This is a genomic window from Streptomyces sp. NPDC088810, assembly GCF_044750305.1.
GTDB lineage: Bacteria > Actinomycetota > Actinomycetes > Streptomycetales > Streptomycetaceae > Streptomyces.
In genome coordinates, this window is the sequence record NZ_JBIVJQ010000001.1 from 902,007 (window position 1) to 928,561 (window position 26,555).

General features: G+C 71.6%; 16 protein-coding genes. 10 read left to right on the plus strand and 6 right to left on the minus strand.

Annotated features, from left to right (window positions below; all coding sequences use genetic code 11):
• The first annotated feature begins 60 nt into the window (after positions 1 to 60).
• Entirely contained in the window at positions 61 to 3,471 is a 3,411-nt protein-coding gene (locus tag ACIP4Y_RS04140) for an NACHT domain-containing protein (protein WP_401387444.1), read from the plus strand.
• Between the two features lie 10 nt (positions 3,472 to 3,481).
• On the opposite strand, the gene ACIP4Y_RS04145 is transcribed toward ACIP4Y_RS04140, so the two are convergent.
• From ACIP4Y_RS04145 to ACIP4Y_RS04155, 3 genes are read right to left on the minus strand one after another with little or no spacing between them, the layout of a single operon-like run.
• The gene (locus ACIP4Y_RS04145) at positions 3,482 to 4,501 is read right to left on the minus strand and encodes a TolB family protein (protein ID WP_401387447.1); all 1,020 of its coding nucleotides are present in this window, start codon (positions 4,499 to 4,501) and stop codon (positions 3,482 to 3,484) included.
• Positions 4,498 to 5,751: an MFS transporter gene (locus ACIP4Y_RS04150; protein ID WP_401387450.1), complete on the minus strand. Its 1,254-nt coding sequence runs from the start codon at positions 5,749 to 5,751 to the stop codon at positions 4,498 to 4,500. Before ACIP4Y_RS04150 ends, ACIP4Y_RS04145 begins: the two co-directional genes overlap by 4 nt.
• Position 5,752: 1 nt before the next feature.
• A complete protein-coding gene (locus ACIP4Y_RS04155) occupies positions 5,753 to 6,640 on the minus strand; it encodes an alkaline phosphatase family protein (RefSeq protein WP_401387452.1) in 888 nt (295 codons plus the stop codon).
• 127 nt (positions 6,641 to 6,767) lie between these two features.
• On the opposite strand from ACIP4Y_RS04155, the gene ACIP4Y_RS04160 reads away from it, so the two are divergent.
• Together ACIP4Y_RS04160 and ACIP4Y_RS04165 are read left to right on the plus strand one after the other, a co-directional pair.
• A complete protein-coding gene (locus ACIP4Y_RS04160; protein ID WP_401387455.1) occupies positions 6,768 to 7,640 on the plus strand; it encodes a DUF72 domain-containing protein in 873 nt (290 codons plus the stop codon).
• Between the two features lie 325 nt (positions 7,641 to 7,965).
• Positions 7,966 to 10,986 carry a bifunctional [glutamine synthetase] adenylyltransferase/[glutamine synthetase]-adenylyl-L-tyrosine phosphorylase gene (locus tag ACIP4Y_RS04165; protein ID WP_401387458.1) on the plus strand — a complete coding sequence of 1,007 codons (3,021 nt, stop codon included), beginning with the start codon at positions 7,966 to 7,968 and terminating at the stop codon, positions 10,984 to 10,986.
• Here ACIP4Y_RS04165 and ACIP4Y_RS04170 read toward each other — a convergent pair.
• Positions 10,968 to 11,828, minus strand: coding sequence for a phosphatase PAP2 family protein (locus ACIP4Y_RS04170; protein ID WP_358640695.1), 861 nt, complete (start codon positions 11,826 to 11,828; stop codon positions 10,968 to 10,970). The genes ACIP4Y_RS04165 and ACIP4Y_RS04170 overlap by 19 nt on opposite strands.
• A gap of 68 nt (positions 11,829 to 11,896) precedes the next feature.
• Entirely contained in the window at positions 11,897 to 12,931 is a 1,035-nt protein-coding gene (locus ACIP4Y_RS04175) for a LacI family DNA-binding transcriptional regulator (RefSeq protein ID WP_401387462.1), read from the minus strand.
• Between the two features lie 345 nt (positions 12,932 to 13,276).
• On the opposite strand from ACIP4Y_RS04175, the gene ACIP4Y_RS04180 reads away from it, so the two are divergent.
• The 7 genes from ACIP4Y_RS04180 to ACIP4Y_RS04210 all read left to right on the plus strand — a co-directional run bounded on the left by ACIP4Y_RS04180 (position 13,277) and on the right by ACIP4Y_RS04210 (position 25,832).
• Complete coding sequence (locus ACIP4Y_RS04180) at positions 13,277 to 14,551, plus strand: extracellular solute-binding protein (protein WP_401387465.1); 1,275 nt, start codon at positions 13,277 to 13,279, stop codon at positions 14,549 to 14,551.
• Between the two features lie 104 nt (positions 14,552 to 14,655).
• Positions 14,656 to 15,660, plus strand: a complete 1,005-nt coding sequence (locus tag ACIP4Y_RS04185) for a sugar ABC transporter permease (protein WP_358640689.1) — start codon at positions 14,656 to 14,658, stop codon at positions 15,658 to 15,660.
• A 19-nt stretch (positions 15,661 to 15,679) separates the two neighbouring features.
• Positions 15,680 to 16,585: a sugar ABC transporter permease gene (locus ACIP4Y_RS04190; RefSeq protein ID WP_401387469.1), complete on the plus strand. Its 906-nt coding sequence runs from the start codon at positions 15,680 to 15,682 to the stop codon at positions 16,583 to 16,585.
• A gap of 137 nt (positions 16,586 to 16,722) precedes the next feature.
• Positions 16,723 to 18,393: a glycoside hydrolase family 13 protein gene (locus ACIP4Y_RS04195; protein ID WP_401388667.1), complete on the plus strand. Its 1,671-nt coding sequence runs from the start codon at positions 16,723 to 16,725 to the stop codon at positions 18,391 to 18,393.
• Positions 18,394 to 18,567: 174 nt separating this feature from the next.
• Entirely contained in the window at positions 18,568 to 19,944 is a 1,377-nt protein-coding gene (locus ACIP4Y_RS04200; protein ID WP_401387472.1) for an alpha-amylase family protein, read from the plus strand.
• Positions 19,945 to 20,037: 93 nt separating this feature from the next.
• Positions 20,038 to 25,437: a pullulanase-type alpha-1,6-glucosidase gene (gene pulA, locus ACIP4Y_RS04205; protein ID WP_401387475.1), complete on the plus strand. Its 5,400-nt coding sequence runs from the start codon at positions 20,038 to 20,040 to the stop codon at positions 25,435 to 25,437.
• Between the two features lie 32 nt (positions 25,438 to 25,469).
• A complete protein-coding gene (locus ACIP4Y_RS04210; RefSeq protein ID WP_401387478.1) occupies positions 25,470 to 25,832 on the plus strand; it encodes a 5-carboxymethyl-2-hydroxymuconate Delta-isomerase in 363 nt (120 codons plus the stop codon).
• Positions 25,833 to 25,839: 7 nt separating this feature from the next.
• On the opposite strand, the gene ACIP4Y_RS04215 is transcribed toward ACIP4Y_RS04210, so the two are convergent.
• Positions 25,840 to 26,529: a TetR/AcrR family transcriptional regulator gene (locus tag ACIP4Y_RS04215; protein WP_401387481.1), complete on the minus strand. Its 690-nt coding sequence runs from the start codon at positions 26,527 to 26,529 to the stop codon at positions 25,840 to 25,842.
• Between the last annotated feature and the right edge of the window lie 26 nt (positions 26,530 to 26,555).

A 26,555-nucleotide genomic window follows, 5' to 3' on the forward strand; every position in this document is an offset into this window, starting at 1 on the left:
CACGGTCGGCACGCCTTACGATCACCGTGACGAGCGGCAGTTGTGAACAGAAGGGGACCTGTGGAGCCCACGACCGTCGGCACCCGACTCGCCTCGGCCGTCATCGGCCCGCTGATCAAGAAGCTGTTCGTCTCGGAAGGCCCGGGCGCCGGTCTGGTCGACGAACCGATCCGGCTCTCCGGATACGTCTCCTTCCGCGGGGAGAAACGCCGTCTCACCGCGCCCGATCTGCGCGGCCTCGCCGCCAGGCTGGTCGAGCAGGCCCTGCGCACCGGTGAACCGGCGATCCCCGACGACGAGCGGGAGGCCGTCACCGAGGCCCTGTCCCTCACCCTGCACGCCCTGGGCGACCTCACCCTCACCGACCTCGACGCCGTACGCCTCGGCCACGAGGCCTTCGCCCGTGAGCTCCGGCGCGCCGCCCGCCACCCCGAGCGCGAACTCTCCACGGATGCGGCCCACTTGTACCTGCGCCTCCTCGACGCGGCGTGTCTGCACATCCTGCACTTCTTCACCCAGCGCTCGACCTTCGTCGCCCACACGCTGGTCGAGCAGACACGGGCGCTCGACTCGCTCACCGCCAAGGTCGACGAGCTGATCCGGCGCAGCCCGCTGCCCGGTGGCGAGGACGCCGCCTTCGAGCAGGACTACGCGCGCTACGTGGCCAAGAAGCACGGCAAGCTCACGATCTACGGAATCGACCTCGACCGCACGCCGGGGCGGTGGCCGCTGAACGTCGCGTACCTGAGCCTGGAGGCGACGTGGTCCTCCCTCCGCCGGGAGGCGGCCAGGTGGGTCGTCGAGGCGCCACCCGGCACCGGGGTGGGCCCCGGCCTGATCCTGGGTTCCGGCGACGGTATGCACGGCGTGCTCGTCGAGGTGAACAGCGGGCCCGACCAGGGGGGGATACCGACGACGGCATGGCTGTCGGCGGAGGACGCGCGCCGACCGCTGGCGACGGTGCCGTACGACGCCGTCCTGGCCGCCGCCGGCAGGACCGTCCGCACCGCCGAGCGGCTGCTGGCCGAAGCCCCCGACCACCGGCCCGCCGACCAGGCCCTGGCCGACAGCGCCCGCATCCTGCTGCGGGGCGAGGCGGGCTCGGGCAAGAGCACCCTGGTCCAGTGGCTCGCCGTCACCGCCGCCCGGCAGGACGTCCCCGAGCACGTGACGTACCTCCAGGACCGCGTGCCGTTCGTCCTGCCCCTGCGCACCCTCACCCGTCACGGCGGGGCGCTGCCCGCGCCGAAGGACTTCCTGGGCGCCGTCGGCTGCCCGCTGGCCGGCAGCCAGCCCGCCGGATGGGAACACCGGGTCCTCGCCGCGGGCCGGGGCCTGATCCTCGTGGACGGCATCGACGAGGTCCCCGACGCCGAGCGCGAGCGCACCCGCACCTGGCTGCGGGACCTGGTCGAGACCTACGACGGCGGCAACCGCTGGCTGGTCACCTCCCGCCCGCCCGCCGTGGCCGAGAACTGGCTCGCCGAGGACGGTTTCACCGAGCTGACGCTGTCCCCGATGAGCCCCGCCGCCATCGCGACCTTCGTCAAGCGGTGGCACCGGGCCGCCCGCGCCGGCACCGACGACGACGCCGATCTCGACCGGTACGAGCGGCAGCTCCTCACGGCCATCCGCACCAAACCGGACCTCGGGCGGCTGGCCACCAACCCCCTGATGTGCGGGCTGATCTGCGCACTCCACCGCGACCGGCACGGCTACCTCCCCCAGGGCCGCAAGGACCTCTACGAGGCCGCGTTGTCGATGCTGTTGAGCCGCCGTGACCGCGAACGGGACATGGCCGTGCCCGACCTGAGGGAGGAACCGCAGCTCGACCTGTTGCAGCGGCTGGCCTACTGGCTCATCAAGAACGGCCGCACGGAGATGGACCGGTCGCGCGCCGAGACCATCATCGCCCGGGCCCTGCCCGCGGTCCCCGAAGCGGCGGCCCTCGGGGACGCGGCGGCCGTCTTCGCCTACTTCCTGAACCGCACCGGCCTGCTGCGCGAACCGGTCCCGGGCACCGTGGACTTCGTCCACCGCACCTTCCAGGATTTCCTCGGCGCCCGGGCCGCCGTGGAGGAGGGCGACGTCGGCCTGCTCGCCCGGCACGCCGCCGACGACCAGTGGGAGGACGTCATCGGCATGGCGGTGGCGCTGGGCCGCCCCCGGGAGCGCGAGGCGATCTTCCAGGCCCTGCTGTCCCGCGGGGACTCGGCCTCCGACCAGCACACCCAGGCGCGCGTCTATCTGCTCGCGGCCGCCTGTCTGGAGCACGCCACCTCCCTCGCCCCGTCCGTCCGGCAGGCCGTGGAGCAGCGCACCGCCACGCTCATCCCGCCGGAGAGCGCCGAGGAGGCCCGCGCCCTGGCGGAGATCGGCCCGCTGATCCTCGGCCTGCTCCCCGGGCCGGAGAAGCTGAACGACACGGAGGCCTTTCACGTGGTGGTCGCCGCATCCCACGTGCATTCCGATGCCGCCCTGCCGTTCCTGGCCCGGTTCACCGACCACCCGGACCAGCCCGTCCGGGCCCAGCTCATGTGGGCCTGGTCGCGTTTCGACTGCACCCGGTACGCCGACGAGATCATCGCGCGCCTCGATCCGGCCGGGCTCGACTTCACGATCCAGTCCGACGCGCAGATGCGCGAGCTGGACCGCCTGGGCCTCCGGCCGGACCGCCTGGACGTCCGTACCGGCGTCTCCCTCAGGGCCCTCGCCGGGTACACCTCCCGCACCGCGGTGACGGAGCTGTCCCTCGCCAACGCCTCCGCGCGCGACCTCGGCTTCCTCGCCGGGCAGACGACGCTGAAGCTGCTCGTCGTCGGCGACTGCCCGGCGCTGGCGGACGTGTCCGCGCTGGCCGGACTGCCGCTGGAGATCCTCCTCCTGACGTGCTCCGGACCCGATGTGGACCTGCGCCCGCTCTCCCGGCTGCCGCAGCTGGAGGTGCTGACGCTGCGCGGCCGCCCGGGCGGGGTGTGGTCCCCGGGCGACCTTCCCGCGGGCTCGCTGCGCGGCCTGCGGCTGGACGGTGGGATGCGGCCGGTGCACGGCCTGCGGGGCCTGGCCGGTGGGCGCCTCCTCCAGTCGCTCCGGCTCAACTCCGCGTCGAGCCCGGCCTCGGCCGAGGACTGGGAAGAGCTGAGCCGGATGCCCGCGCTGCGGGACGTCACGCTCCACGCCTCCTCGCTGGAGACCCTGCCGCCGGCCGGGGCCCTGGCGGACGTCACCTCGCTCAGCCTGGTCGGTGGCGGCGGCGAACGGACGCTGCAGGCGGCGGTGCACCGGCTGCCCCGGGCGTTCCCCGCCCTGACCCATTGCTCGCTCACGGGGGACATGAGCGCGGAGGGAGACATCGACGTCGCGCCGCTCGCGGCTCTGTCCGGGCTGCGGCTCGTCCGGGTCGCGGCCGGCCGGGACCGGGTCCGGGGTGCCGCCGAACTGCCCCCCTCGGTGAGGCTGCTGTACGCCTGAGGGTGAGACCTCAGGGCAGGTACGCCGGTGACACCGCGGCCGGGCCGATCCGCCGGGCCCGTCCCGATCCGTCCGCCGGGACCTGGTACAGATCGGCGCCGTAGTCCCCGGGCAGCGCGTACACGACCGTGTGCGCGTCCTTCCACACCGCCTGGTCGTCCACGCTGCGCGGCTCGGCGAGCGGGGTCTCCCGCATGGTCCGCAGGTCCAGGACGTACAGCCGCCAGGGCGCGTCCTTCGGCAGCCCCGCGACCCGCTTCTTGTACGCGACCCGGGAGCCGTCCGGCGACAGGGACGGGCACTCCACGTCGGTGTGCAGTGTGGTGACCGTACGGCGGCGCAGATCGCCGCGGACCAGATGGGTACGCCCCCTGCTCGCCAGCGTCGCGTAGAACGTGCGGTCGTCGGCCGCGAACGTCACGCCCCAGAAGTTGACGTCCGCCGCCCGGTACGGACGCCCGTCCTTGACGATCCGGAACGCCTCCAGGGACGGAATCAGCTCCCCGCTGCGGGTGTCCACGATCGCCGTGCGCGTGGAGAAGTCGGTCCCGGCGTACGAGTCGCCGCCCACGAACGCCGTCCAGGCGGCGAAGTGCCCGGTGGGGGAGACCCGGGCGCGTGAGGGGATGCCCGGCACGTCGTAGCGGTCCACGGTCCGCAGCCGGGTGTCCAGGATCAGGGCGCGGTAGGTGTCCGAGACGGGCCCGTGCACGGCCTGGAGGCACACCCCGGTGCCGGAAGCGGCGTGGAAGCGGAGGCACTTGAGGCCGGCGGCGGTGCGCGGTCCGCCCGGATCATCCGCCGGGACGGCCGTCAGCTCGTCCCGGTGCGGCCCCCACGCCATGTTCCGGAACACCAGCCGCCCGGCCCCGCGCAGCGTCACCGTGCCCGAGGTGACGCGCGGCCCGCCCGCCTGCGTGTGGTTGCGGCGGTCCGCCCGCGCGGAGGCGTGCAGCACGGAGGCCAGGGCGACGGCCGCGAGCACGGCGACGGCCGAGACCAGGATCAGGACGCGGCTGCGTACGGTCATGCGGGCACCGCCCCCTTCGGGCGCAGGGTGAGGGAGAACGCGGCGCACGCGGCCAGCGCCACCGCCGCCCCGGCCAGCGCCGCCCGGTCGCCCCACACCGTCCAGGCCGCGCCGAACAGCAGCGAGCAGGCGAACCGGGTCAGCGCCTGCCCGGTCTGTACGACGGCCAGCCCTGAGGAGCGCAGCCCTTCCGGCACGCTGTCGGAGGCGGCGGCCATCAGCACCCCGTCGGTGGCCGCATAGAAGCCGCCGTGCAGGGCGAGCACGAGGCAGGGCAGCACCGTGCCGTGCCAGGAGGTCAGCAGCAGTCCGTAGGCCAGGAGCAGGGCGCCGTGGCCGGCCAGGAAGACCGCCCAGCGGCCCACCCGGTCCGCGAGCCGGCCCAGTGGCACCGCCAGCAGCAGGAACGCGGCGGCCGTGCCCAGCGGCAGCAGCGCGAACCAGCGGTCGGGGACGCCCAGGCGGCGCTGGAGCAGCAGGTAGACGAAGGAGTCGCTGACCGTGGCGAGGCCCAGCAGCAGCGCGCAGCCGGTGATCCGGCGCAGGTCGCGGCGGCGCAGCAGGGCGAGTGCCGCCCGCAGCGTCGGCCGCTGCGCCGGGACCGCGTCGCGCCGGCCGCCCGGCACGAACAGGACCAGCACCAGGACGCCCAGCACGGCGACACAGAAGCTGACGGTGAACACCGCGTCGTACCCGTCCACGGTGGCCCGGAGGATCAGGAACGCCACCAGCGGCCCGAGCAGGGCCCCGGCCGTGTCCATCGCCCGGTGCACCCCGAAGGCCCGCCCGCGCGTCTCGGGTGTGCTGGACAGCGAGATCAGCGCATCGCGCGGCGCCGTCCGCAGTCCCTTGCCCGTCCGGTCGGCGGCGAGCACGACCCCGATCGGCGTCAGGGAGTGCGCCACCAGCAGCAACGGCTTGCACACGGCCGAGATGCCGTAGCCGAGCCCGGCGACCCACTTGTGCCGCCCGCCGCCCCGGTCGGCGAAGTGCCCGCCCACCAGGCGCACGAGCGCCGAGAACCCGTTGTAGATGCCGTCCAGCAGTCCGAAGCCCAGCGGTGACAGACCCAGCCCGCTCACCAGGTAGAGCGGCAGCACCGCCGTCACCATCTCCGACGACACGTCGGTGACCAGACTCACCGTCCCCAGCGCGAGCACGGTGGGGGCGAGGGCCGCACGGCGCCGCCCGGCGGAAGGCCGGACGGCACCCTGAGCGGACGTACTGGCACGGCTGTCCGCTACGTACACGTCAGGACGCCCAGATGCCGGTGATGTCCTTGCCGGAGGCCGCGTTGCCCGCGTGCGTGGTCAGGCCCTGGGTGTCCTCCAGGGTGCGCAGCAGGTCGTAGTGGTTGTACGTGGTGGCGGAGCTGGACCCGGCGGCGACGGGCTGCCCGTAGAAGACGGTCGGGATCCGGTTCCCGCTCAGCCGGTTGTCCTCGTCGAAGGTGACGACGAGCAGGCTGTTGTGGGTCCTGGCCCAGGTCGCGTAGGCGCCCAGCTTGTTCCTCAGCCAGGTGTCGCCGGTGGACACCGAGCAGTCGTGCATGTCGCTGCACAGGTTCGGCACCACGAACGACAGCTGGGGCAGCGTCGCGTAGTCGGTCGGGAACTGCGCGAAGGTCTTCGCGGTCGAGGTCGGCACGTTGGCGAACCCGAACCACGGATTGTGCTTGCGGGCGTAGGTGCCGCTGCTGCACGACGTGGAGCCCTGGCTCGGCAGCGTCTCGTTGTAGCTGGCCCAGGTGCGGCCGGCGGCGATCAGCTCGGAGGCGAGGTTCGGCGCCGACGAGAAGCCCGGGGTGTAGCAGCTGTCGTCGGTGATCCCCTGCGTCGACCCGGAGAACAGCGCGAAGTAGTTCGGCTGGCTCGGGTGGGTCTCGGCGTACGACTGGGTCAGGTTGGCACCCCCCGTCTTCAGCGAGTTGATGTACGGCGCACTGGAGGATCCGATGACCTGGCTGTACGCATGGTTCTCGAAGACCACGACGACCACGTGGTCCGGGCTGGGCACGGCTCCCGCGGCATGGGCGGACTCGCCGCCGAGCCCGGTCCACAGCCCGACCGCGGCTGCGGCGAGGGCCGCGGCGGACGCCACGACGGCACGGGCACGGCGGTACACGGAACTGCCGGACACATCAACCTCCGGGAATGGATGGACGGCTGGCGGTGCGGACAGAGCATGCTCACGCCAACATTCCCGCGGCCCACGCAGGCCAACCTCACGGGTGAAGACCGGATGAACGCCGGGTACTAGCGCCTCCATGGCGAAGATCCTCATCGGCACCTGCGGCTGGACCGACCCGGCCCTGCTCAGGAGCGGCTGGTATCCGCCCGGCCACCGCGACACCGAGAAGCGCTTACGGCACTACGCGACCCGCTTCCCGCTGGTCGAGGCCGACTCCCCGTACTACGCCCTGCCGAGCCCCCGCACCACCGCCCTCTGGGCCGACCGCACGCCCCCCGGCTTCCGCTTCGACGTCAAGGCGTTCTCCCTCCTCACCGGCCACCCCACCCGCCCCGCCGCCCTCCCGCCGGACCTGCGCGGCCACCCCCGCGACGAGGACCTGCACACCGAGGTCTGGACCCGCTACGCCGAAGCGCTGGCCCCCCTCCGCCGCTCCGCCCGCCTGGGCACCCTCCTCTTCCAGTACCCGCCGTCCCTCGCTCCCGGCCCGAAGGCCGAGACCTTCATCCGCACCGCCCGCGAACGCGCCCACGACTGGCCGTTCGCGGCGGAGTTCCGCAACCCCGCCTGGTGGCACCCCGACCAGGCGGACCGTACGACCGCCTTCCTCGAGGACCTGGACGCGACCGCCGTGGCCACGGACACCTACGAGGGCATGCAGCCCGCCCCCGTGACGACCCCCCGCCTGTCCGTGATCCGCTTCCACGGCCGCAGCCCCCACTGGCGGAAGGGCACGAAGGAGGACCGCTTCCGCCACGCCTACACCGAGCGGGAGCTGACCGAATGGCTGCCCGGCATCCAAGCCCTGGCGGAGGCCGCGGACGAACTGCACATCCTCTTCAACAACTGCTGCGGAGACGCGGCGCCCACAGCGGCCCAGACGCTCCAGGACCTCCTGCAGCCGAGGCTCCCGCACCAGCGCGGCACCACCAGCCGGGCCGCGCCCTGACCCGGGGCCGCGCACGGCGGGAAGGGGACGTGCCGGTTCATGTCCGCCCGCAGCGGCCGGCGAGAACCCCGGCGACGCACCGCGGACAGGGTGCCGAACCGAGGACGGACACTGCCCGGCACGGCCCCGCCCCCCGGTCCGCCACAGGCGCGCCGCACGCCACAGCGCACCGGCACGGGCCGCCGCGGGCATGGCGGGCGCGCCACCGCCCACCGCGCGCGGACGGCGAGCCACCGCCCGCGCGCAAAGCCGCCCCCGCTCCCTCCGGTTAGGCTCTGGCCAGGACGAGCCCGATCCGAGACGTACGCAAGGGGAGGTCACGGACATGACGCCGGGGCGCAGGAGCAGCACCTTCACCCGTCTGCTGCGACACGGCTTCACCGACCCCTCCGCCGCCGAGCGTCTCCTCGACGGCCCCGAACTCGCCCCCGTCCGCAACGACCCCGTCCTCCTGGAAGCCCTCGGCGCCACCGCCGACCCCGACCTCGCCCTGCACGGCCTGGTCCGCCTCCTGGAGGCCCAGCCCGGCCCCACCGCCCACCGCGAACTGCTGGACACCCTCATCGCGGCCAAACCCCTCCGCGACCGCCTCCTCGGCATCCTCGGCGCCTCCGCCGCCCTGGCCGACCACCTGGCCCGCCACCCCGGCGACTGGCACGCCCTGGTCACCTACGAGCCGCACGACCTCCACCCCGGCGTCGCGGAGTTCGAACGCGGCCTCGCCGAGGCCACCGACCCGGTCTCCCTCCGCGTCGCCTACCGCCGCTGCCTGCTGTCCATCGCCGCCCGCGACGTCTGCGGCACCACGGACGTCGCCGAGACCGCCGCGGAACTCGCCGACCTGGCCACCGCCACCCTCCGCACCGCCCTGTCCCTGGCCGAACGCGCCGCACCCGAGGACGCCGCCGCCTGCCGCCTCGCGGTGATCGCGATGGGCAAGTGCGGCGGCCACGAGCTGAACTACGTCTCCGACGTGGACGTGATCTTCGTGGGGGAGCCGGCCGAGGGCGTCCCCGAGCACCAGGCCCTGCGGTCCGCCACGAAACTCGCCTCCCACCTCATGCGGATCTGCTCCGAGACGACCGTCGAGGGCTCCATCTGGCCGGTGGACGCCAACCTCCGCCCCGAGGGCCGCAACGGCCCCCTCGTGCGCACCCTCAGCAGCCACCTCGCCTACTACCAACGCTGGGCGAAGACCTGGGAGTTCCAGGCCCTCCTCAAGGCCCGCCCGGTGGCCGGCGACACCGCGCTCGGCGAGGCGTACGTCGACGCCCTCGAACCCCTCGTCTGGAAGGCGGCCGAGCGCGAGAACTTCGTGACGGACGTCCAGAAGATGCGCCGCCGCGTGGTCGAGAACATCCCCGCCGCCGAGATCGAGAGGGAACTCAAGCTGGGCCCCGGCGGGCTCCGCGACGTCGAGTTCGCCGTCCAGCTCCTGCAGCTGGTGCACGGCCGCACCGACCCGAGCCTGCGCAGCGGCACCACCCTGGACGCCCTCCAGGCCCTCGCCGCCGGCGGCTACGTCGGCCGCGAGGACGCCGCCCGCCTGGACGAGGCGTACCGCTTCCTGCGCTCCATGGAGCACCGCATCCAGCTGTACCGGCTGCGCCGCACCCACCTCGTCCCCGAGGCCGAGCCGGACCAGCGCCGCCTCGGCCGCTCCCTGGGCCTGCGCGCCGACCCGGCGGCCGAGCTGAACCGCGAGTGGAAGCGGCACACCGGCGTCGTACGCCGGCTGCACGAGAAGCTCTTCTACCGCCCGCTGCTCGACGCGGTCGCCCAACTCGCCCCCGGCGAGGCCCGGCTGCGCCCCGAGGCGGCCCGCGAACGGCTGGAGGCGCTCGGCTACGCCGACCCGGCCGCCGCCCTGCGCCACCTGGAGGCCCTGGCCTCCGGTGTGACCCGCAAGGCGGCGATCCAGCGCACTCTGCTCCCGGTCCTGCTCGGCTGGTTCGCCGACTCCGCCGACCCGGACGCCGGCCTGCTGAACTTCCGCAAGGTCTCCGACGCGCTCGGCAAGACGCCCTGGTACCTGCGGCTGCTGCGCGACGAGGGCGCGGCGGCCGAGAACCTGGCCCGCGTCCTGTCGGCGGGCCGCCTCGCCCCCGACCTGCTGATGCGCGCCCCCGAGGCGGTCGCCCTCCTCGGCGACGGCACCGGCGCCGGCCCGGTGGCCGTCGGCGGCGGGCTGGCCCCCCGCGACCGCACCCAGCTGGAGCAGGAGATCCTGGCGGCCGTGGGCCGCGCCGCGAACGCCGGGCAGGGCGTCACCGCGGCCCGTGGCGTCCGCCGCCGCGAGCTGTTCCGCACCGCCGCCGCCGACATCGTCGGCTCCTACGGCACCGAGACCAGCCCCGCCGAGGCCGACCAGGGCGCCCTGGTGGACCGGGTCGGCGCGGCCGTCTCCGACCTGACCGCGGCCACCCTCGCCGGCACCCTGCGCGCGGTCGTCCGGGACGGCTGGGGCGACACCCTGCCCACCCGGTTCACGATCATCGGGATGGGCCGCTTCGGCGGGCACGAGCTGGGCTACGGCTCCGACGCGGACGTCCTGTTCGTGCACGAACCCCGGGACGGCGTCGACGAGCACGAGGCGGCCGCGGCGGCGAACAAGGTCGTCGCCGAGATGCGCCGCCTGCTCCAGCTGCCCAGCGCCGACCCGCCGCTGCTCATCGACGCCGACCTGCGCCCGGAGGGCAAGTCGGGCCCGCTGGTGCGCACCCTGAAGTCGTACGAGGCGTACTACCGCCGCTGGTCCCTGGTCTGGGAGTCACAGGCGCTGCTGCGCGCCGAGCCGGTCGCCGGCGACGAGGACCTGGGCCGGCGGTTCGTGGAGCTGATCGACCCGCTGCGCTACCCGGCCAAGGGCCTCGGCGAGGACGCCGTCCGCGAGATCCGCCGGCTGAAGGCCCGCATGGAGTCCGAGCGGCTGCCCCGCGGCGCCGACCCCAAGCTGCACACCAAGCTCGGCCCCGGCGGCCTGTCCGACGTCGAGTGGACCGTGCAGCTGCTCCAGCTCCGGCACGGCCACCGCGTCCCGGGCCTGCGCACCACCCGCACCCGGCAGGCCCTGGCCGCCGCTCGCGAGGCCGGGCTGCTGGCCGCGGAGGACACCGAGATCCTGGACGAGGCGTGGGTGCTGGCCACCCGGGTGCGCAACGCGGTGATGCTGGTCCGCGGCCGGGCCGGGGACACCTTCCCGACCGCGCCGCGCGAGCTGGCCGCCGTCGGCCGCTACCTGGGCCACGGCGCCGGGCACGCCGGTGACATGCTGGACGCCTACCGCCGTACCACACGCCGGGCGCGCACGGTGGTGGAGGAGCTGTTCTACGACGACAGGGCCTGAGCCGGCGCGGGCGGCCGGGCCGGCACCAGCCGGGGCAGCGCGTGCGGCAGGCTGCCGTACCACACCCGGGCCACCGCGCAGCCGAAGCCGAGGCAGAGCATCCCGCCCACCGCGTCCAGCCAGAAGTGGTTCGCCGTGGCGACGATCACCAGCAGGGTGGCCGCCGGATACAGCAGCCCCAGCACCCGCACCCACGGCACCGAGGCCAGCGCGAAGATCGTCAGCCCGCACCACAGCGACCAGCCGATGTGCATCGACGGCATCGCCGCGTACTGGTTCGACATGTGCTTGAGGTCGCCGGAGGCCATCGAGCCCCAGGTGTGGTGCACCGTGACGGTGTCCACGAAGTGCCCCCCGCGCATCAGCCGGGGCGGCGCGAGCGGGAACAGGTAGTAACCGACCAGGGCCACGCCCGTGGTCGCGAACAGCACCGTCCGGGTGGCCGCGTACCGGCCGGGATGCCACCGGTACAGCCACACCAGTACACCGAGCGTGACGGCGAAGTGCAGGGTGGCGTAGTAATAGTTCATCCCCACGATCAGCCAAGACACCGAGTTGACGGCGTGGTTGACCGACTGCTCGACGGCTACGCCGAGCGCGTGCTCGGTGCGCCAGATCCAGTCCGCGTTGCGCAGCGCCTTGCCCCGCTGCTCCGGCACGGCGTTGCGGATCAGTGAGTACGTCCAGTAACTCACCGCGATCAGAAGGATCTCGAACCACAGCCGGGGCCGCCGCGGGCGGCGCCGGCGGTCCAGCGGACCGGGTCGGTTCCCGCCCGTGACGGTTCGCGGAACGGCCACCTGCTCGCGCCCTTCCGGCCCTGTCACGGTCGAGTCACTCATAGGTACAGAGTCTGCCAGATGCGGCTTCCCCGGCCGATCATCCCAAGGTCGGGTCCGCGGCGCACCTTCTACGACGCTCGCAGGACGTGCGGGGCCGAATCGGTGGACCCGCGCACCACCAGTTCCGGCATGAACACGAACTCACTGTGCGGCGCCGGGGTCCCGCCGATCTCCTCCAGCAGGGTGCGCACCGCGGCCTGCCCCATCGCCGGGACCGGCTTGCGGACCGTGGTCAGCGGCGGATCGGTGAAGGCGATCAGCGGGGAGTCGTCGAACCCGACCACGGACACGTCCCGGGGGACCTCCAGTCCCCGCTGCCGGGCCGCCCGTATCGCGCCCAGCGCCATCATGTCGCTGGCGCAGACCACGGCCGTGCAGTCCCGCTCGATCAGCGCCGCCGCCGCCGCCTGACCGCCCTCCAGCGTGTACAGCGAGTGCTGGACCAACTCCGTCTCGACGGTCTGCGCCGGCAGGCCCAGCTGGTCGTGCACCGCCCGGACGAAGCCCTCGATCTTGCGCTGCACGGGCACGAACCGCTTCGGCCCCAGCGCGAGCCCGATCCGGGTGTGTCCCAGCGACACCAGGTGCGTCACCGCGAGCGCCATCGCCGCCCGGTCGTCGGGCGAGATGAACGGCGCCTGCACCTTCGGCGAGAAGCCGTCCACCAGCACGAACGGCACGCCCTGGGCGCGCAGCCGCTCGTAGCGCTGCATGTCGGCGGTGGTGTCCGCGTGCAGCCCGGAGACGTAGATGATCCCGGCGACCCCGCGGTCCACCAGCATCTCGGTCAGCTCGTCCTCCGTCGACCCGCCCGGGGTCTGCGTGGCGAGCACCGGCGTGTAGCCCTGGCGGGTCAGCGCCTGGCCGATGACCTGGGCCAGGGCCGGGAATATCGGGTTCTCCAGCTCCGGCGTGATCAGCCCCACCAGACCCTCGCTGCGCTGCCGCAGCCGCACCGGGCGCTCGTAGCCGAGCACGTCGAGCGCGGCGAGCACGGACTGGCGGGTGGTGGCGGCGACGCCCGGCTTCCCGTTGAGGACCCGGCTGACGGTCGCTTCGCTCACCCCCGCCTGCGCAGCGATGTCGGCAAGCCGTGTGGTCACGCCACTGGACTGTACCGGTCGTATCTCGCCTTGCACACCGGCCGGACGCCGGGCGCGGGCGGGCGCACGGCCTGCCGTGGGTTGCTGCGTCATCGCGCTCCCTCGGGATTCATGGTGGCAAGAGCTTGCAAGTCTTGCACAAGTGCCGTCCACGCCGCTCAGCTCCTGCGTCACCGGGTTGCGTCCCGGTCGACGGGCGGTCACGACGGGGTAACCATCGTCTCCCCTTGCACTTTTTTTCTGCAAGGTCTTTCGCAACGCTTACACGGCTGTTACGTTCCCACTCGCCCGGCGGCCGCAAAGGCGCAGTCGGCATCACTCGGGCTTAACCCTCAAGGAGAACTCATGCGGCGTGGCATAGCGGCCTCCGCGCTGGTGGCGTCCCTCGCCCTGACGGCGACGGCGTGCGGCGGGAGCGACAGCGACAGCGGGAAGTCGGACGGCCCGGTCACCATCACCTGGTGGGACACCTCCAACGCCACCAATGAGGCGCCGACGTACAAGGCCCTGGTCCAGCAGTTCGAGGCCGCCAACAAGAACATCAAGGTCAAGTACGTCAACGTGCCCTTCGACCAGGCGCAGAACAAGTTCGACACCGCGGCCGGCGCCACGGGCGCCCCGGACGTGCTGCGCTCCGAGGTCGGCTGGACCCCGGCCTTCGCCAAGAAGGGCTACTTCCTGCCGCTGGACGGCACCGAGGCCCTCGCCGAGCAGGGCAAGTTCGAGCCGAACCTGATCAAGCAGGCCCAGTACGAGGGCAAGACCTACGGCGTGCCGTTCGTCACCGACACCCTCGCACTGGTCTACAACAAGGCCCTGTTCAAGAAGGCCGGCATCGCCGAGGCCCCCAAGACCTGGGACGAGCTGAAGGCCGACGCCGCCAAGATCAAGGACAAGGCCAAGGTCGACGGCTACTGGGGCTCCGCCCAGGCCTACTACGCCCAGACCTTCCTCTACGGCGAGGGCACCGACACCGTCGACGTCGCCGCCAAGAAGATCACCGTGAACTCGGCCGCCGCCAAGAAGGCCTACGGCACCTGGCTGAGCCTGTTCTCCGGCAAGGGCCTGCACAAGGCCGACGCCACCGCCGACGCGTACGCCCACATCCAGGACGCGTTCGTCAACGGCAAGGTCGCCGCGATCATCCAGGGCCCCTGGGAGATCACGAACTTCTACAAGGGCAGCGCCTTCAAGGACAAGTCGAACCTGGGCATCGCCACCGTCCCGGCCGGCTCCACCGGCAAGGCGGGCGCCCCGACCGGCGGCCACAACCTCTCGGTCTACGCCGGCTCCGACAAGGCCCACCAGCAGGCGGCGCTGAAGTTCGTGAAGTACATGACCTCGGCGCAGGCCCAGGAGACCATCGCGCTGAAGAACTCCACGCTCCCCACCCGCTCCGACGCCTACACCGACAAGGTCAAGACCGACCCGGGCATCGCCGGCTACCAGGGCGTCCTGGCCGCCGCGCAGCCCCGCCCGGCGCTGCCCGAGTACAGCTCCCTGTGGGGCCCGCTCGACACCGAGCTGCCCAAGGTCGCCAGCGGCAAGGAGTCGCTGGACAAGGGCCTGGGCAACGCCGAGCTGGCCATCTCCAAGCTGGTCGACGGCTTCAGCAAGTGAGTCCGCGTGGCCGTCGGATCCTCCCTGTGCGAACGGGGGGGAAGGATCCGGCGGCCACCGTCCTGTACCCGGCCCAACCCTTGATCGTTTGAAGGTGTCGAACCATGACAGTCGCCATCGACCGCGCGACCGGCAAGCGCCGCGGTGACCGCGCGCCTCGTCCCGGGCTGGGGCAGCGCGTCAGAAACGGCTTCCAGAAGTACTGGTACGCCTACGCGATGATCGCCCCGGTGGTCGTCGTGCTCGGTGTCCTCGTGGGCTACCCGCTGGTGCGGGGCTTCTACCTGACCCTCACCGACGCCAACAGCCTCAACTCGGCGCGCACGATCGGCGTCAACCACATCGACGCCACCTACAAGTTCATCGGCCTGGACAACTACCAGGACATCCTGTTCGGCCCGACGGCGTACGACCGGTTCTGGTCCCACTTCCTGTGGACCGTGTTCTGGACGGTCGCCTGCGTGGCCCTGCACTACACCATCGGCCTCGGCCTCGCGCTCATGCTCGACCAGAAGCTGCGCGGCCGTACCGTCTACCGGCTGCTCCTCGTCCTGCCCTGGGCCGTGCCGACCTTCGTCACCGTCTTCTCCTGGCGGATCATGCTGGCCGACTCCGGCGTGCTCAACCAGCTCCTCGGCAGCCTCCACCTGCCCCAGCCGGAGTGGCTGGAGGACACCTTCTGGCAGCGGTTCTCCGCGATCATGGTCAACACCTGGTGCGGTGTGCCGTTCATGATGCTGTCCCTGCTCGGCGGCCTGCAGTCCATCGACTCCACGCTCTACGAGGCCGCGGAGATGGACGGCGCCACCGCCTGGCAGCGGTTCCGGCACGTCACCCTGCCCGGGCTGCGCTCGGTCAGCTCCACCGTCGTGCTGCTCGGCATCATCTGGACCTTCAACCAGTTCGTCATCATCTTCCTGCTGTTCGGCAAGAACTCCGCCCCGGACGCCCAGATCCTCGTCACCTGGGCCTACGCCCTGGGCTTCGGCCAGCAGCCGCGCGACTTCGCCCAGTCCGCCGCGTACGGCGTGCTGCTGCTGTCGATCCTGACCGTCTTCACCTCCTTCTACTTCCGCTGGCTGAAGCGAAATGACCAGCTCGCCGTCTGACGCCGCAGGAGCCGCCGCCATGAGCACCACCACCCTGGACAAGACCGAGACCGCCCCGGCCCCCGCACCCGCGCCCCGGCGCCGCGTCCGCCGGCGCGGTGAGCGAGGCCCGGTCGGCGCCGCCCTGCTGCACGGCGGCCTCGTCGTGGCGAGCCTGATCGCCCTGGCCCCGGTGGCCTGGCTGTTCTACCTGTCCCTCGGCCCGGACAAGGAGGACTACCTGCACCCGGGCGGGATCGCGGGCAAGCTGACCTTCTCGAACTACAGCTTCGTGCTGGAGCACACCGGATTCCTCGACTGGTTCAAGTCGACGATGATCGTGGCCCTCGGCACCACCCTCGTCGGTGTCCTCGTCGCCGCCACCACCGGCTACGCGGTCTCCCGCATGCGCTTCCCCGGCTACAAGCCGCTGATGTGGGTCCTGCTGCTCACCCAGGCCTTCCCGATCGCCGTGCTGATCGTGCCGATGTACGAGATCTTCAGCGAACTCGGCCTCATCGACACCTACTGGGCGCTGATCCTCATCAACTGCACCACCGCCGTGCCGTACAGCGCCTGGCTGCTCAAGGGGTACTTCGACACGATCCCCTTCGAGATCGACGAGGCCGGACGCGTGGACGGGCTGAGCCCCTTCGGGACCTTCTTCCGGCTCATCCTCCCGCTGGCCCGCCCGGGCCTGGCCGTGGCCGCGTTCTACAACTTCATCACCGCCGTCGGCGAGGTCGCCTTCGCGACCACCTTCCTGCTGGACGACTCCAAGTACACCTTCGCCGTCGGCCTGCAGACCTTCGTGAGCGAGCACGACGCCCAGTGGAACTACATGGCCGCCACCGCGGTGCTGATCGCGATACCCGTGACCGTGTTCTTCTACCTCGTGCAGAAGAACCTCGTCACCGGTCTCACCGCCGGCGGCACCAAGGGCTGAGGCCCGGCCCCGACCAGGCGGGCCGCCGTGGCCTTCCGACCCCGCTGTCACCGCGGCCCGCCTCGCAGTCCCTCCCGGCCGCCCGCCGCCGCACCCACCACCCGACCACCATGCCCCTGTTACGTATCAAGGACGCCATGAGCCAGCAGCACCCTGCCGCACCGGCCCGCCACTCCGCCGTCGCCACCGTCGCCGACCGCCGCGACTGGTGGCGGGACGCGGTCATCTACCAGGTCTATCCGCGCAGCTTCGCCGACAGCAACGGCGACGGCATGGGCGACCTGGAGGGCGTACGCTCCCGTCTGCCCTACCTGCGTGACCTCGGCGTCGACGCCGTGTGGCTCAGCCCCTTCTACGCCTCCCCGCAGGCCGACGCCGGCTACGACGTCGCCGACTACCGTGCCGTGGACCCGATGTTCGGCTCCCTGCTGGACGCCGACGCGCTGATCCGTGACGCCCACGCGCACGGCCTGCGCATCATCGTGGACCTCGTCCCCAACCACTCCTCCGACCAGCACGAGTGGTTCAAGCGCGCCCTCGCCGAGGGACCCGGCTCCCCGCTGCGCGAGCGGTACCACTTCCGCCCCGGCAAGGGGAAGAACGGTGAACTCCCGCCCAACGACTGGGAGTCCATCTTCGGCGGCCCGGCCTGGACGCGCGTGGCCGACGGGGAGTGGTACCTGCATCTCTTCGCCCCCGAGCAGCCCGACTTCAACTGGAACCACCCCGCCGTCGGCGACGAGTTCCGCTCCATCCTCCGTTTCTGGCTGGACATGGGCGTCGACGGCTTCCGCATCGACGTCGCCCACGGCCTGGTGAAGGCCGACGGCCTTCCCGACCTCGGTTCCCACGACCAGCTCAAGCTGCTGGGCAACGATGTCATGCCGTTCTTCGACCAGGACGGCGTGCACGCCATCTACCGGCAGTGGCGGACGATCCTCGACGAGTACGCGGGCGAGCGCATCTTCGTCGCCGAGGCCTGGACCCCGACCGTCGAGCGCACCGCCAACTACGTCCGTCCCGACGAGCTCCACCAGGCCTTCAACTTCCAGTACCTGGCGACGGAGTGGGACGCGGCCGAGCTGCGCGGGGTGATCGACCGCACCCTGGAGGCCATGCGTCCGGTCGGTGCCCCCGCCACCTGGGTGCTGTCCAACCACGACGTCACCCGGCACGCCACCCGCTTCGCCAACCCGCCCGGCCTCGGCACCCAGATCCGCTCGGCCGGCGACCGCGAACTGGGCCTGCGCCGCGCCCGGGCGGCCACCCTGCTGATGCTGGCGTTGCCCGGCTCGGCGTACGTCTACCAGGGCGAGGAACTGGGCCTGCCGGACGTCGTGGACCTGCCCGACGAGGTGCGCCAGGACCCGGCGTACTTCCGGGGCGCCGGCCAGGACGGCTTCCGCGACGGCTGCCGGGTGCCGATCCCGTGGACCCGGGAGGGCTCGTCGTACGGCTTCGGCAGCGGCGGCAGCTGGCTCCCGCAGCCTGCGGGCTGGGCCGAGCTGAGCGTGGAGGCGCAGACGGGCGCGCCCGGCTCGACGCTGGAGCTGTACCGGGCCGCGCTGCGGACGCGCCGCTCGCACCCGGACCTGGGCGCCGGTGACACGGTGGAGTGGCTGCGGGCGCCCGAGGGCGTACTGGCCTTCCGGCGCGGCGACTTCGTGTGCGTGGCGAACACCACGGGCGAGTCGGTGACGACCCCGGCGTACGGCCGTGTGCTGCTCACCAGCGGGGAGATCGCCGAGACCGGTGGCGAGGCGAAGGTGCCCGCCGACACCACCGTGTGGTGGACGACGGCGGACTGAGACCGGGCCGCCAGGCCGGGCTGACGCCACGTCTGGAAGTTCTTGCATCAACTTCACAACGGCCCGCTGCCTTTCGGGCAGCGGGCCTTTAACATCTGCGTCACCGCAAGTTTGCTGAAAGATTTCAGCAAGCGCCGTCAGCGGTCCTTGCCTTCAACGTCGAAGGAACCCCACATGGCACGCAGAACCCTCCCCATGGCGGTCGCCCTCACGGCCGCCGCTCTGGTTGGCATGACCCCGACCGCCGCCGAGGCCTCCCCGCCCGGCACCAAGGACGTCACCGCCGTTCTCTTCGAGTGGAACTACGCCTCGGTGGCCAAGGAGTGCACCACCACCCTCGGCCCCGCCGGGTACGGCTACGTCCAGGTCTCCCCACCCGCCGAACACATACCGGGCTCGCAGTGGTGGACGTCGTACCAGCCGGTGTCGTACAAGATCGCGGGCCGCCTCGGCGACCGCACGGCGTTCCGGAACATGGTGAACACCTGCCACGCGGCCGGTGTGAAGGTCGTCGTCGACACGGTGGTCAACCACATGTCGGCGGGCAGCGGCACCGGCACCGGCGGCTCGTCGTACACGAAGTACACCTACCCTGGCCTGTACTCGGCCTACGACTTCGACGACTGCACCTCCCAGGTGTCGAACTACTCCGACCGCTGGAACGTGCAGCACTGCGAACTCGTCGGCCTCGCCGACCTGGACACCGGCGAGGAGTACGTCCGCAAGACGATCGCCGGCTACCTGAACGACCTGCTCACCCTCGGCGTCGACGGCTTCCGCATCGACGCGGCCAAGCACGTCCCCGCCGACGACCTCGCCAACATCAAGAGCCGCCTGACCAACCCGTCCGTCTACTGGAAGCAGGAGGTCATCTACGGCGCGGGCGAGGCCGTGCAGCCCTCCGAGTACACCGGCAACGGAGACGTCCAGGAGTTCCGCTACGCCTACGACCTCAAGCGCGTCTTCACCAGCGAGAAGCTCGCGTACCTCACCAACTACGGCGAGGGCTGGGGCTACCTGAACAGCTCGGTCGCCGGCGTCTTCGTGGACAACCACGACACCGAGCGCAACGGCAGCACGCTGAACTACAAGAGCGGCGCCGACTACACGCTGGCCAACGTCTTCATGCTCGCCTGGCCCTACGGCGCCCCCGACGTCAACTCCGGCTACGAGTGGTCGGACGCCGACGCCGGACCGCCCAACGGCGGCCAGGTGAACGCCTGCTGGCAGGACGGCTGGAAGTGCCAGCACGCCTGGCCGGAGATCGCCCGCATGGTCGCCTTCCGCAACGCGACCCGCGGCCAGGCGGTCGGCAACTGGTGGGACAACGGCAACAACGCCATCGCGTTCGGCCGGGGCAGCAAGGGCTATGTGGCGATCAACCACGAGTCCTCGGCGCTGACCCGTACCTACCAGACGTCCCTGCCTGCCGGGACGTACTGCAACGTCCAGAACAACACCACGGTGACCGTGAACTCCAGCGGACAGTTCACCGCCACCCTCGGCTCGAACACGGCCCTGGCGATCTACGCCGGCAAGTCGAGCTGCTGAACGGCATTCCTGACGGTGCGTGAAACCTCTTTCGGGTGGTTTCACGCCCCTTGCTGCAAGTCCCAGCCGCAATCCCCCTAGGAGTCACGACCCGTGATACCGAGATGGCCGGCGCCTCGCACGCGCCGTACGCCGCATGGCAGAAGAAGGGCCGCCGCCCTCACCGGTCTGGCCCTCGCCGCCGCCCTGATCCAGGTGCCGGCGGCCCGGGCCGCCACCCCGCCCGCACCCCCCTCCGACGCGAAGCTCGCCGCCGTACCCGCCCGGCACGACGACACCCGCGAGCAGTTCTACTTCGTCATGCCGGACCGGTTCGCCAACGGGGACACCTCGAACGACCGGGGCGGACTCACCGGCTCCCGGCTCAGCACCGGCTACGACCCCACCGACAAGGGCTTCTACCAGGGCGGCGACCTCAAGGGCCTGACCGGGAAGCTGGACTACATCAAGGGGCTCGGCACCACGGCCATCTGGCTGGCCCCGATCTTCAAGAACCGCCCGGTGCAGGGCACGGGCAGCAACGCCTCCGCCGGCTACCACGGTTACTGGATCACCGACTTCACCCAGGTCGACCCGCACTTCGGCACCAACCAGGACCTCAAGACCCTCATCTCCAAGGCGCACGCCAAGGGCATGAAGGTCTTCTTCGACGTCATCACCAACCACACCGCCGACGTCGTGGACTACGCGGAGAAGTCCTACGACTACCTCTCCAAGGGCGCCTTCCCGTACCTGACGAAGGACGGCAAGCCCTTCGACGACGCCGACTACGCGGACGGCAGCCGCGAGTTCCCGGCCGTCGACGCCGACTCCTTCCCGTACACCCCGAAGGCCACCAGCAGGAGCAAGGTCCCGTCCTGGCTGAACGACCCGGCGATGTACCACAACAGGGGCGACTCGACGTACGCCGGCGAGTCCACCACCTACGGCGACTTCTCCGGCCTGGACGACCTGTGGACCGAGCGTCCCGAGGTCGTGCACGGCATGGAGAAGATCTACGAGCGGTGGGTGAAGGACTTCGCCGTCGACGGCTTCCGGATCGACACCGTCAAGCACGTGAACATGGAGTTCTGGACCCAGTGGGCGACCGCACTGGACCGGTACGCGGCCCGGCGCGGACGGAAGAACTTCTTCATGTTCGGCGAGGTCTACTCCGCCGACACCTCCGTCACCTCCCCGTACGTCACCCAGGGCCGGCTCGACGCCACCCTCGACTTCCCCTTCCAGGACGCGGCCCGCACCTACGCCTCCCAGGGCGGCAGCGCGCGGAAGCTGGCGAGCGTCTTCGGTGACGACTACCGGTACACCACCGACAAGGCCAACGCGTACGAGCAGGTCACCTTCCTCGGCAACCACGACATGGGCCGCATCGGGTACTTCCTGAAGCAGGACAACCCGAAGGCGACCGACGCCGAGATCCTGAAGAAGGACCGGCTCGCCAACGAGCTGATGTTCCTCAGCCGGGGCAACCCGGTCGTCTACTACGGCGACGAACAGGGCTTCACCGGCTCCGGCGGCGACAAGGACGCCCGCCAGACCATGTTCGCCTCCAAGGTCGCCGACTACCTGGACGACGACGAGATCGGCACCGACCGCACCCACGCCGGCGCCGCCTACGACACGAAGGCCCCGCTGTACCGGCAGATCGCCGCGCTCGCGAAGCTCCGCAAGGCCAACCCGGCCCTGACCGACGGAGTGCAGACCGAGCGGTACGCGGCCGACGGGCCCGGTGTCTACGCCTTCACGCGTACCGACGCCCGCAGCGGCCAGGAGTACGTCGTCGCCTTCAACAACGCCGGCGAGCAGAAGACGGCGACCTTCGCGACCGGGTCGGCGGACAGGGCGTACCGGGGCGTCTACGGGGCCACCGGCACCGTGCGGTCCGACGGCGACGGGAAGGCCACCGTCACCGTCCCGGCCGGCTCCGCCGTCGTCTACAAGGCCGCCGGCGCCCTCGCCGCGCCCGCCGCCGCGCCGGAGATCACCCTGACCGCGCCGGCCGCAGGCGCCACCGGGACGGTCGTCCTCAAGGCCGGCGTCGACGGCGGACAGCTCAACCGGGTCGTCTTCGCCGCCCAGGTGGGCAACGGCACGTGGAAGACCCTCGGCTCCGCCGACCACGCCCCCTACCAGGTCACCCAGACCCTCGACGAGGACGTGCCCGCCGGCACCGCCCTGCGCTACAAGGCCGTCGTCATCGACTCCGCCGGGCACACCGCGAGCGCCACGGCGAGCAGCACCACCGGCACCCCGCCCGCGCCCGAGGTCCCCACGGCCTCCTCCCGGGACTACGCGGTCGTCCACTACAAGCGCACCGACGGCGACTACGCCGACTGGGGCCTGTACGCCTGGGGCGACCTCGCCGACGGCGAGGCCACGAACTGGCCGGCCAGCCACCCCTTCACCGGCCGTGACGCCTACGGCGCCTTCGCCTACGTCAAGCTCAGGCCCGGCGCCTCGAACATCGGCTTCCTGGTCATCGACAAGGACGGCACCAAGGACGTCTCCGCCGACCGGTCGATCGACGTCACCCGGACGGGTGAGGTGTGGATCGAGCAGGGCAAGGCCGACGTCCGCACCGAAAAACCGGACTACCCCGCCCAGGACACCACCAAGGCCGTCCTGCACTACCACCGGGCCGACGGGAACTACGACGGCTGGGGCCTGCACGTCTGGACGGGTGCCGCGCACCCCACCGACTGGCCGAACCCGCTGGCTCCGGTGAAGACTGATGCCTATGGCGCGGTCTTCGAGGTGCCGCTCACCGAGGGTGCCACCAGCCTCAGCTACATCCTCCACAAGGGCGACGAGAAGGATCTCCCGGCCGACCAGTCCCTGGACCTCAAGGCCGACGGCCACGAGGTGTGGCTGTTGAACGGCCAGGAGGAGTACCTGCTGCCCCAGCCGCCCGGCAGCGCGGCCGCCCTCGACCCGGCCACCTCCAAGGCGGTCTGGATCGACCGGGACACCCTCGCCTGGAACGGCGTCGACGGCGCCGCCTCCACCCAGCTGCTGTCCTCCCGCGACGGCTCGATCACCGTCAAGGACGGGACGCTGACCAGCGACGACGAGCGCTGGATCCGGCTGGCGAAGACCACCCTGACCGACGCGCAGAAGGCGAAGTTCCCGCACCTGAAGGACTACACCGCCTGGTCCGTCGACCCGCGCGACCGGGACCGGGTGCGTGCGGCACTCAAGGGCCAGCTGGTCGCCTCGCAGCGCGCCGCCAACGGGGCCGTGCTGGCCGCGACCGGCGTGCAGACCGCCGGCGTGCTCGACGACCTCTACCCCGGCGCGACGAAGGCGAAGCTCGGACCGACCTTCCACGACGGCAGGCCCACGCTGGCCGTCTGGGCACCCACGGCCCAGAGCGTCGCGCTGGAGCTGAACGGCTCGACCGTGGCCATGCACCGCGACGACACCACCGGCGTCTGGTCCGTCACCGGCCCCGCGTCCTGGAAGGGCAAGCCCTACCGGTACGTCGTGAAGGTGTGGGCGCCCAGCGTCCGCAAGCTGGTCACCAACAAGGTCACCGACCCCTACTCGGTCGCGCTCACCGCGAACTCCGAGCGCAGCCTGGTCGTGGACCTGAACGACCGGTCGCTGGCGCCGGCCGGCTGGTCCACGCTGCGCAAGCCCAAGGCCGTACCGCTGAAGGACGCGCAGATCCAGGAGCTGCACATCCGGGACTTCTCGGTCGCGGACCGCACCGCGCGGCACCCCGGCACCTACCTGGCCTTCGCCGACAGCAGCAGCGACGGCTCGAAGCACCTGCGCGCGCTGGCCGGGGCCGGGACGTCGTACGTCCACCTGCTGCCCGCCTTCGACATCGCCACGATCCCCGAGAAGAAGGCCGACCAGGCCACCACGGACTGCGACCTCGCCTCCTACCCGGCCGACTCCGACAAGCAGCAGGAGTGCGTGGCGAAGGTCGCCGCCAGGGACGCCTACAACTGGGGCTACGACCCGTACCACTACACGGTCCCCGAGGGCTCCTACGCCACCGACCCGGACGGCACGGCCCGTACCGTCCAGTTCCGCACGATGGTGAAGGCGCTCAACCAGGACGGCCTCCGGGTCGTCATGGACGTCGTCTACAACCACACGGCGGCCGCCGGCCAGGCGGACACCTCCGTCCTCGACAGGATCGTGCCCGGCTACTACCAGCGGCTGCTCGCCGACGGCTCGGTGGCCAACAGCACCTGCTGCGCCAACACCGCGCCCGAGAACGCGATGATGGGCAAGCTGGTCGTGGACTCGATCGTCACCTGGGCCAGGCAGTACAAGGTCGACGGGTTCCGCTTCGACCTCATGGGCCACCACCCGAAGGCCAACATCCTCGCCGTCAGGAAGGCGCTCGACGCGCTGACCCCGGAGAAGGACGGCGTCGACGGCAAGAAGATCATCCTGTACGGCGAGGGCTGGAACTTCGGCGAGGTCGCGGACGACGCCCGGTTCGTGCAGGCCACGCAGGCGAACATGGCCGGCACCGGCATCGCCACCTTCTCCGACCGCGCCCGTGACGCGGTGCGCGGCGGCGGCCCCTTCGACGAGGACCCCGGCGTCCAGGGCTTCGCGTCCGGGCTCTACACCGACCCCAACTCCTCCGCGGCCAACGGCACGAAGGAGGAGCAGAAGGCCCGCCTGCTGCACTACCAGGACCTGATCAAGGTGGGTCTGACCGGCAACCTCGCCAGGTACCGCTTCACCGACACCGACGGCAAGGAGGTCACCGGCGCCGCGGTCGACTACAACGGCTCGCCCGCCGGCTACGCGGACGCGCCCGGCGACGCCCTCGCCTACGTGGACGCGCACGACAACGAGTCGCTGTTCGACGCACTCGCCTACAAGCTGCCCAGGGACACCTCCGCGTCCGACCGGTCCCGGATGCAGGTCCTCGCGATGGCCACCGCGGCCCTCTCGCAGGGCCCGGCCCTCTCCCAGGCCGGCACCGACCTGCTGCGCTCGAAGTCCCTGGACCGCAACTCCTTCGACAGCGGGGACTGGTTCAACGCCATCCACTGGAACTGCGCCGACGGCAACGGCTTCGGCCGGGGGCTGCCGCCGGCGGCCGACAACAGGTCCAAGTGGGACTACGCCAAGCCGCTGCTGAGCACGGTCGAGGTGGGCTGCCCGCAGATCACCGGGGCCTCGGCCGCCTACCGGGACCTGCTGAGGATCCGCACGACCGAGCGGGCCTTCTCCCTCGGCACCACCGGGCAGGTGCAGGAGCACCTCTCCTTCCCGCTGTCCGGGAAGGACGAGACGCCGGGCGTGATCACCATGCGCCTCGGTGACCTGGTCGTCGTCTTCAACGCCACCCCCGAGCAGCAGGAGCAGCGGGTCCCGGCACTGGCCGGGCAGCGGTACCGGCTGCACCCGGTGCAGGCGGCAGGCGCGGACGCGGTCGTGAAGGGCTCCGCCTACGCGGCCGGCTCGGGCACGTTCACGGTTCCGGCCCGGACCGTCGCGGTGTTCACCGCTCGGAACTAGGGTGAGGCCGTTGCCGTGGAACAGGAGTGCGCATGCCGCAGATCACCGTCGACTACTCCGACACGCTGGAGAACGCCTTCGACCGCGAGGGCTTCGCACGAGGCCTGCACGACGCGGTCGCGGAGATCGCGGCGGCGAAGCCGGAGAACTGCACGTCACAGTTCCGGCCGAGCGCGTACACGGTGTTCGGTCGCGAGGATCCCGGGGCGCGCGGGCACGCCGTCGTGCACGTGACGATCGGGCTCCTCGCCGGGCGCAGCGACGAGACGAAGGCGCAGCTGACGGAGGCGGTCCTGGACCTGCTCCGCAAGCATGTGGCGGACACGGCGTTCGCCGTGCACGCCTCCGCCGAGATCCGTGATCTCGACGCGTCGTACCGGAAGTTCGACCGCTAGGACACGCTCAGGAACCGAGGGCGATGAGCCGGCCGACCAGGTCCGCGAAGGGGCCGTCGGCCGGCTCGTCCTTCACCATCGTGCGCAGCAGCTCGGCCATGTCCGCGTCGTAGGCCGCGCTGACGGCGGCCAGCGCGGCGAAGTCGTGCACGAGCTGGATCTCCAGTTCGGCGCGCGGTACGCGCCGGCCGTCCAGCCAGATCAGCGCCGTGGACTCGGCGAGCGAGATCCAGGAGCGGACCACCAGCTCCAGGCGCGCGGACGCCTCCCGCACGCCCAGGTGCGACAGGATCTGGTCGTACGCGGCCTGCCGTACGGAGTCGATGAGCGCGTTCGTGGTGGAGGAGCCGACGGCCGGGCCGCCGCGCATCAGCGCCGAGAAACCGGGGCCGTGGTCGTCCACGAAGTCGAAGTAGCGGCTCATCACCCGCAGCAGCCGGGCGCCGAGCGGGCCCTCGTGCGGCTCGGCGAAACGGCTCGCGAGATCCTCCGACGCACGCTTCAACGCGGCCTCGTACAGGCTGAGTTTGCCGGGGAAGTAGTGGTAGACGAGCGGGCGGGAGATGCCTGCCGCCGTGGCGATCTCGTCGATGGAGACGTCGTCGGGCGAGCGTCGGCTGAACAGGTCGAGGGCGACACCGATCAGCTGCTGCCGCCGCTCCTCGACGCCCATCCTGCGGCGAACCCCGGTACTCATGCGAACACTTTACCGATCGATTCCGG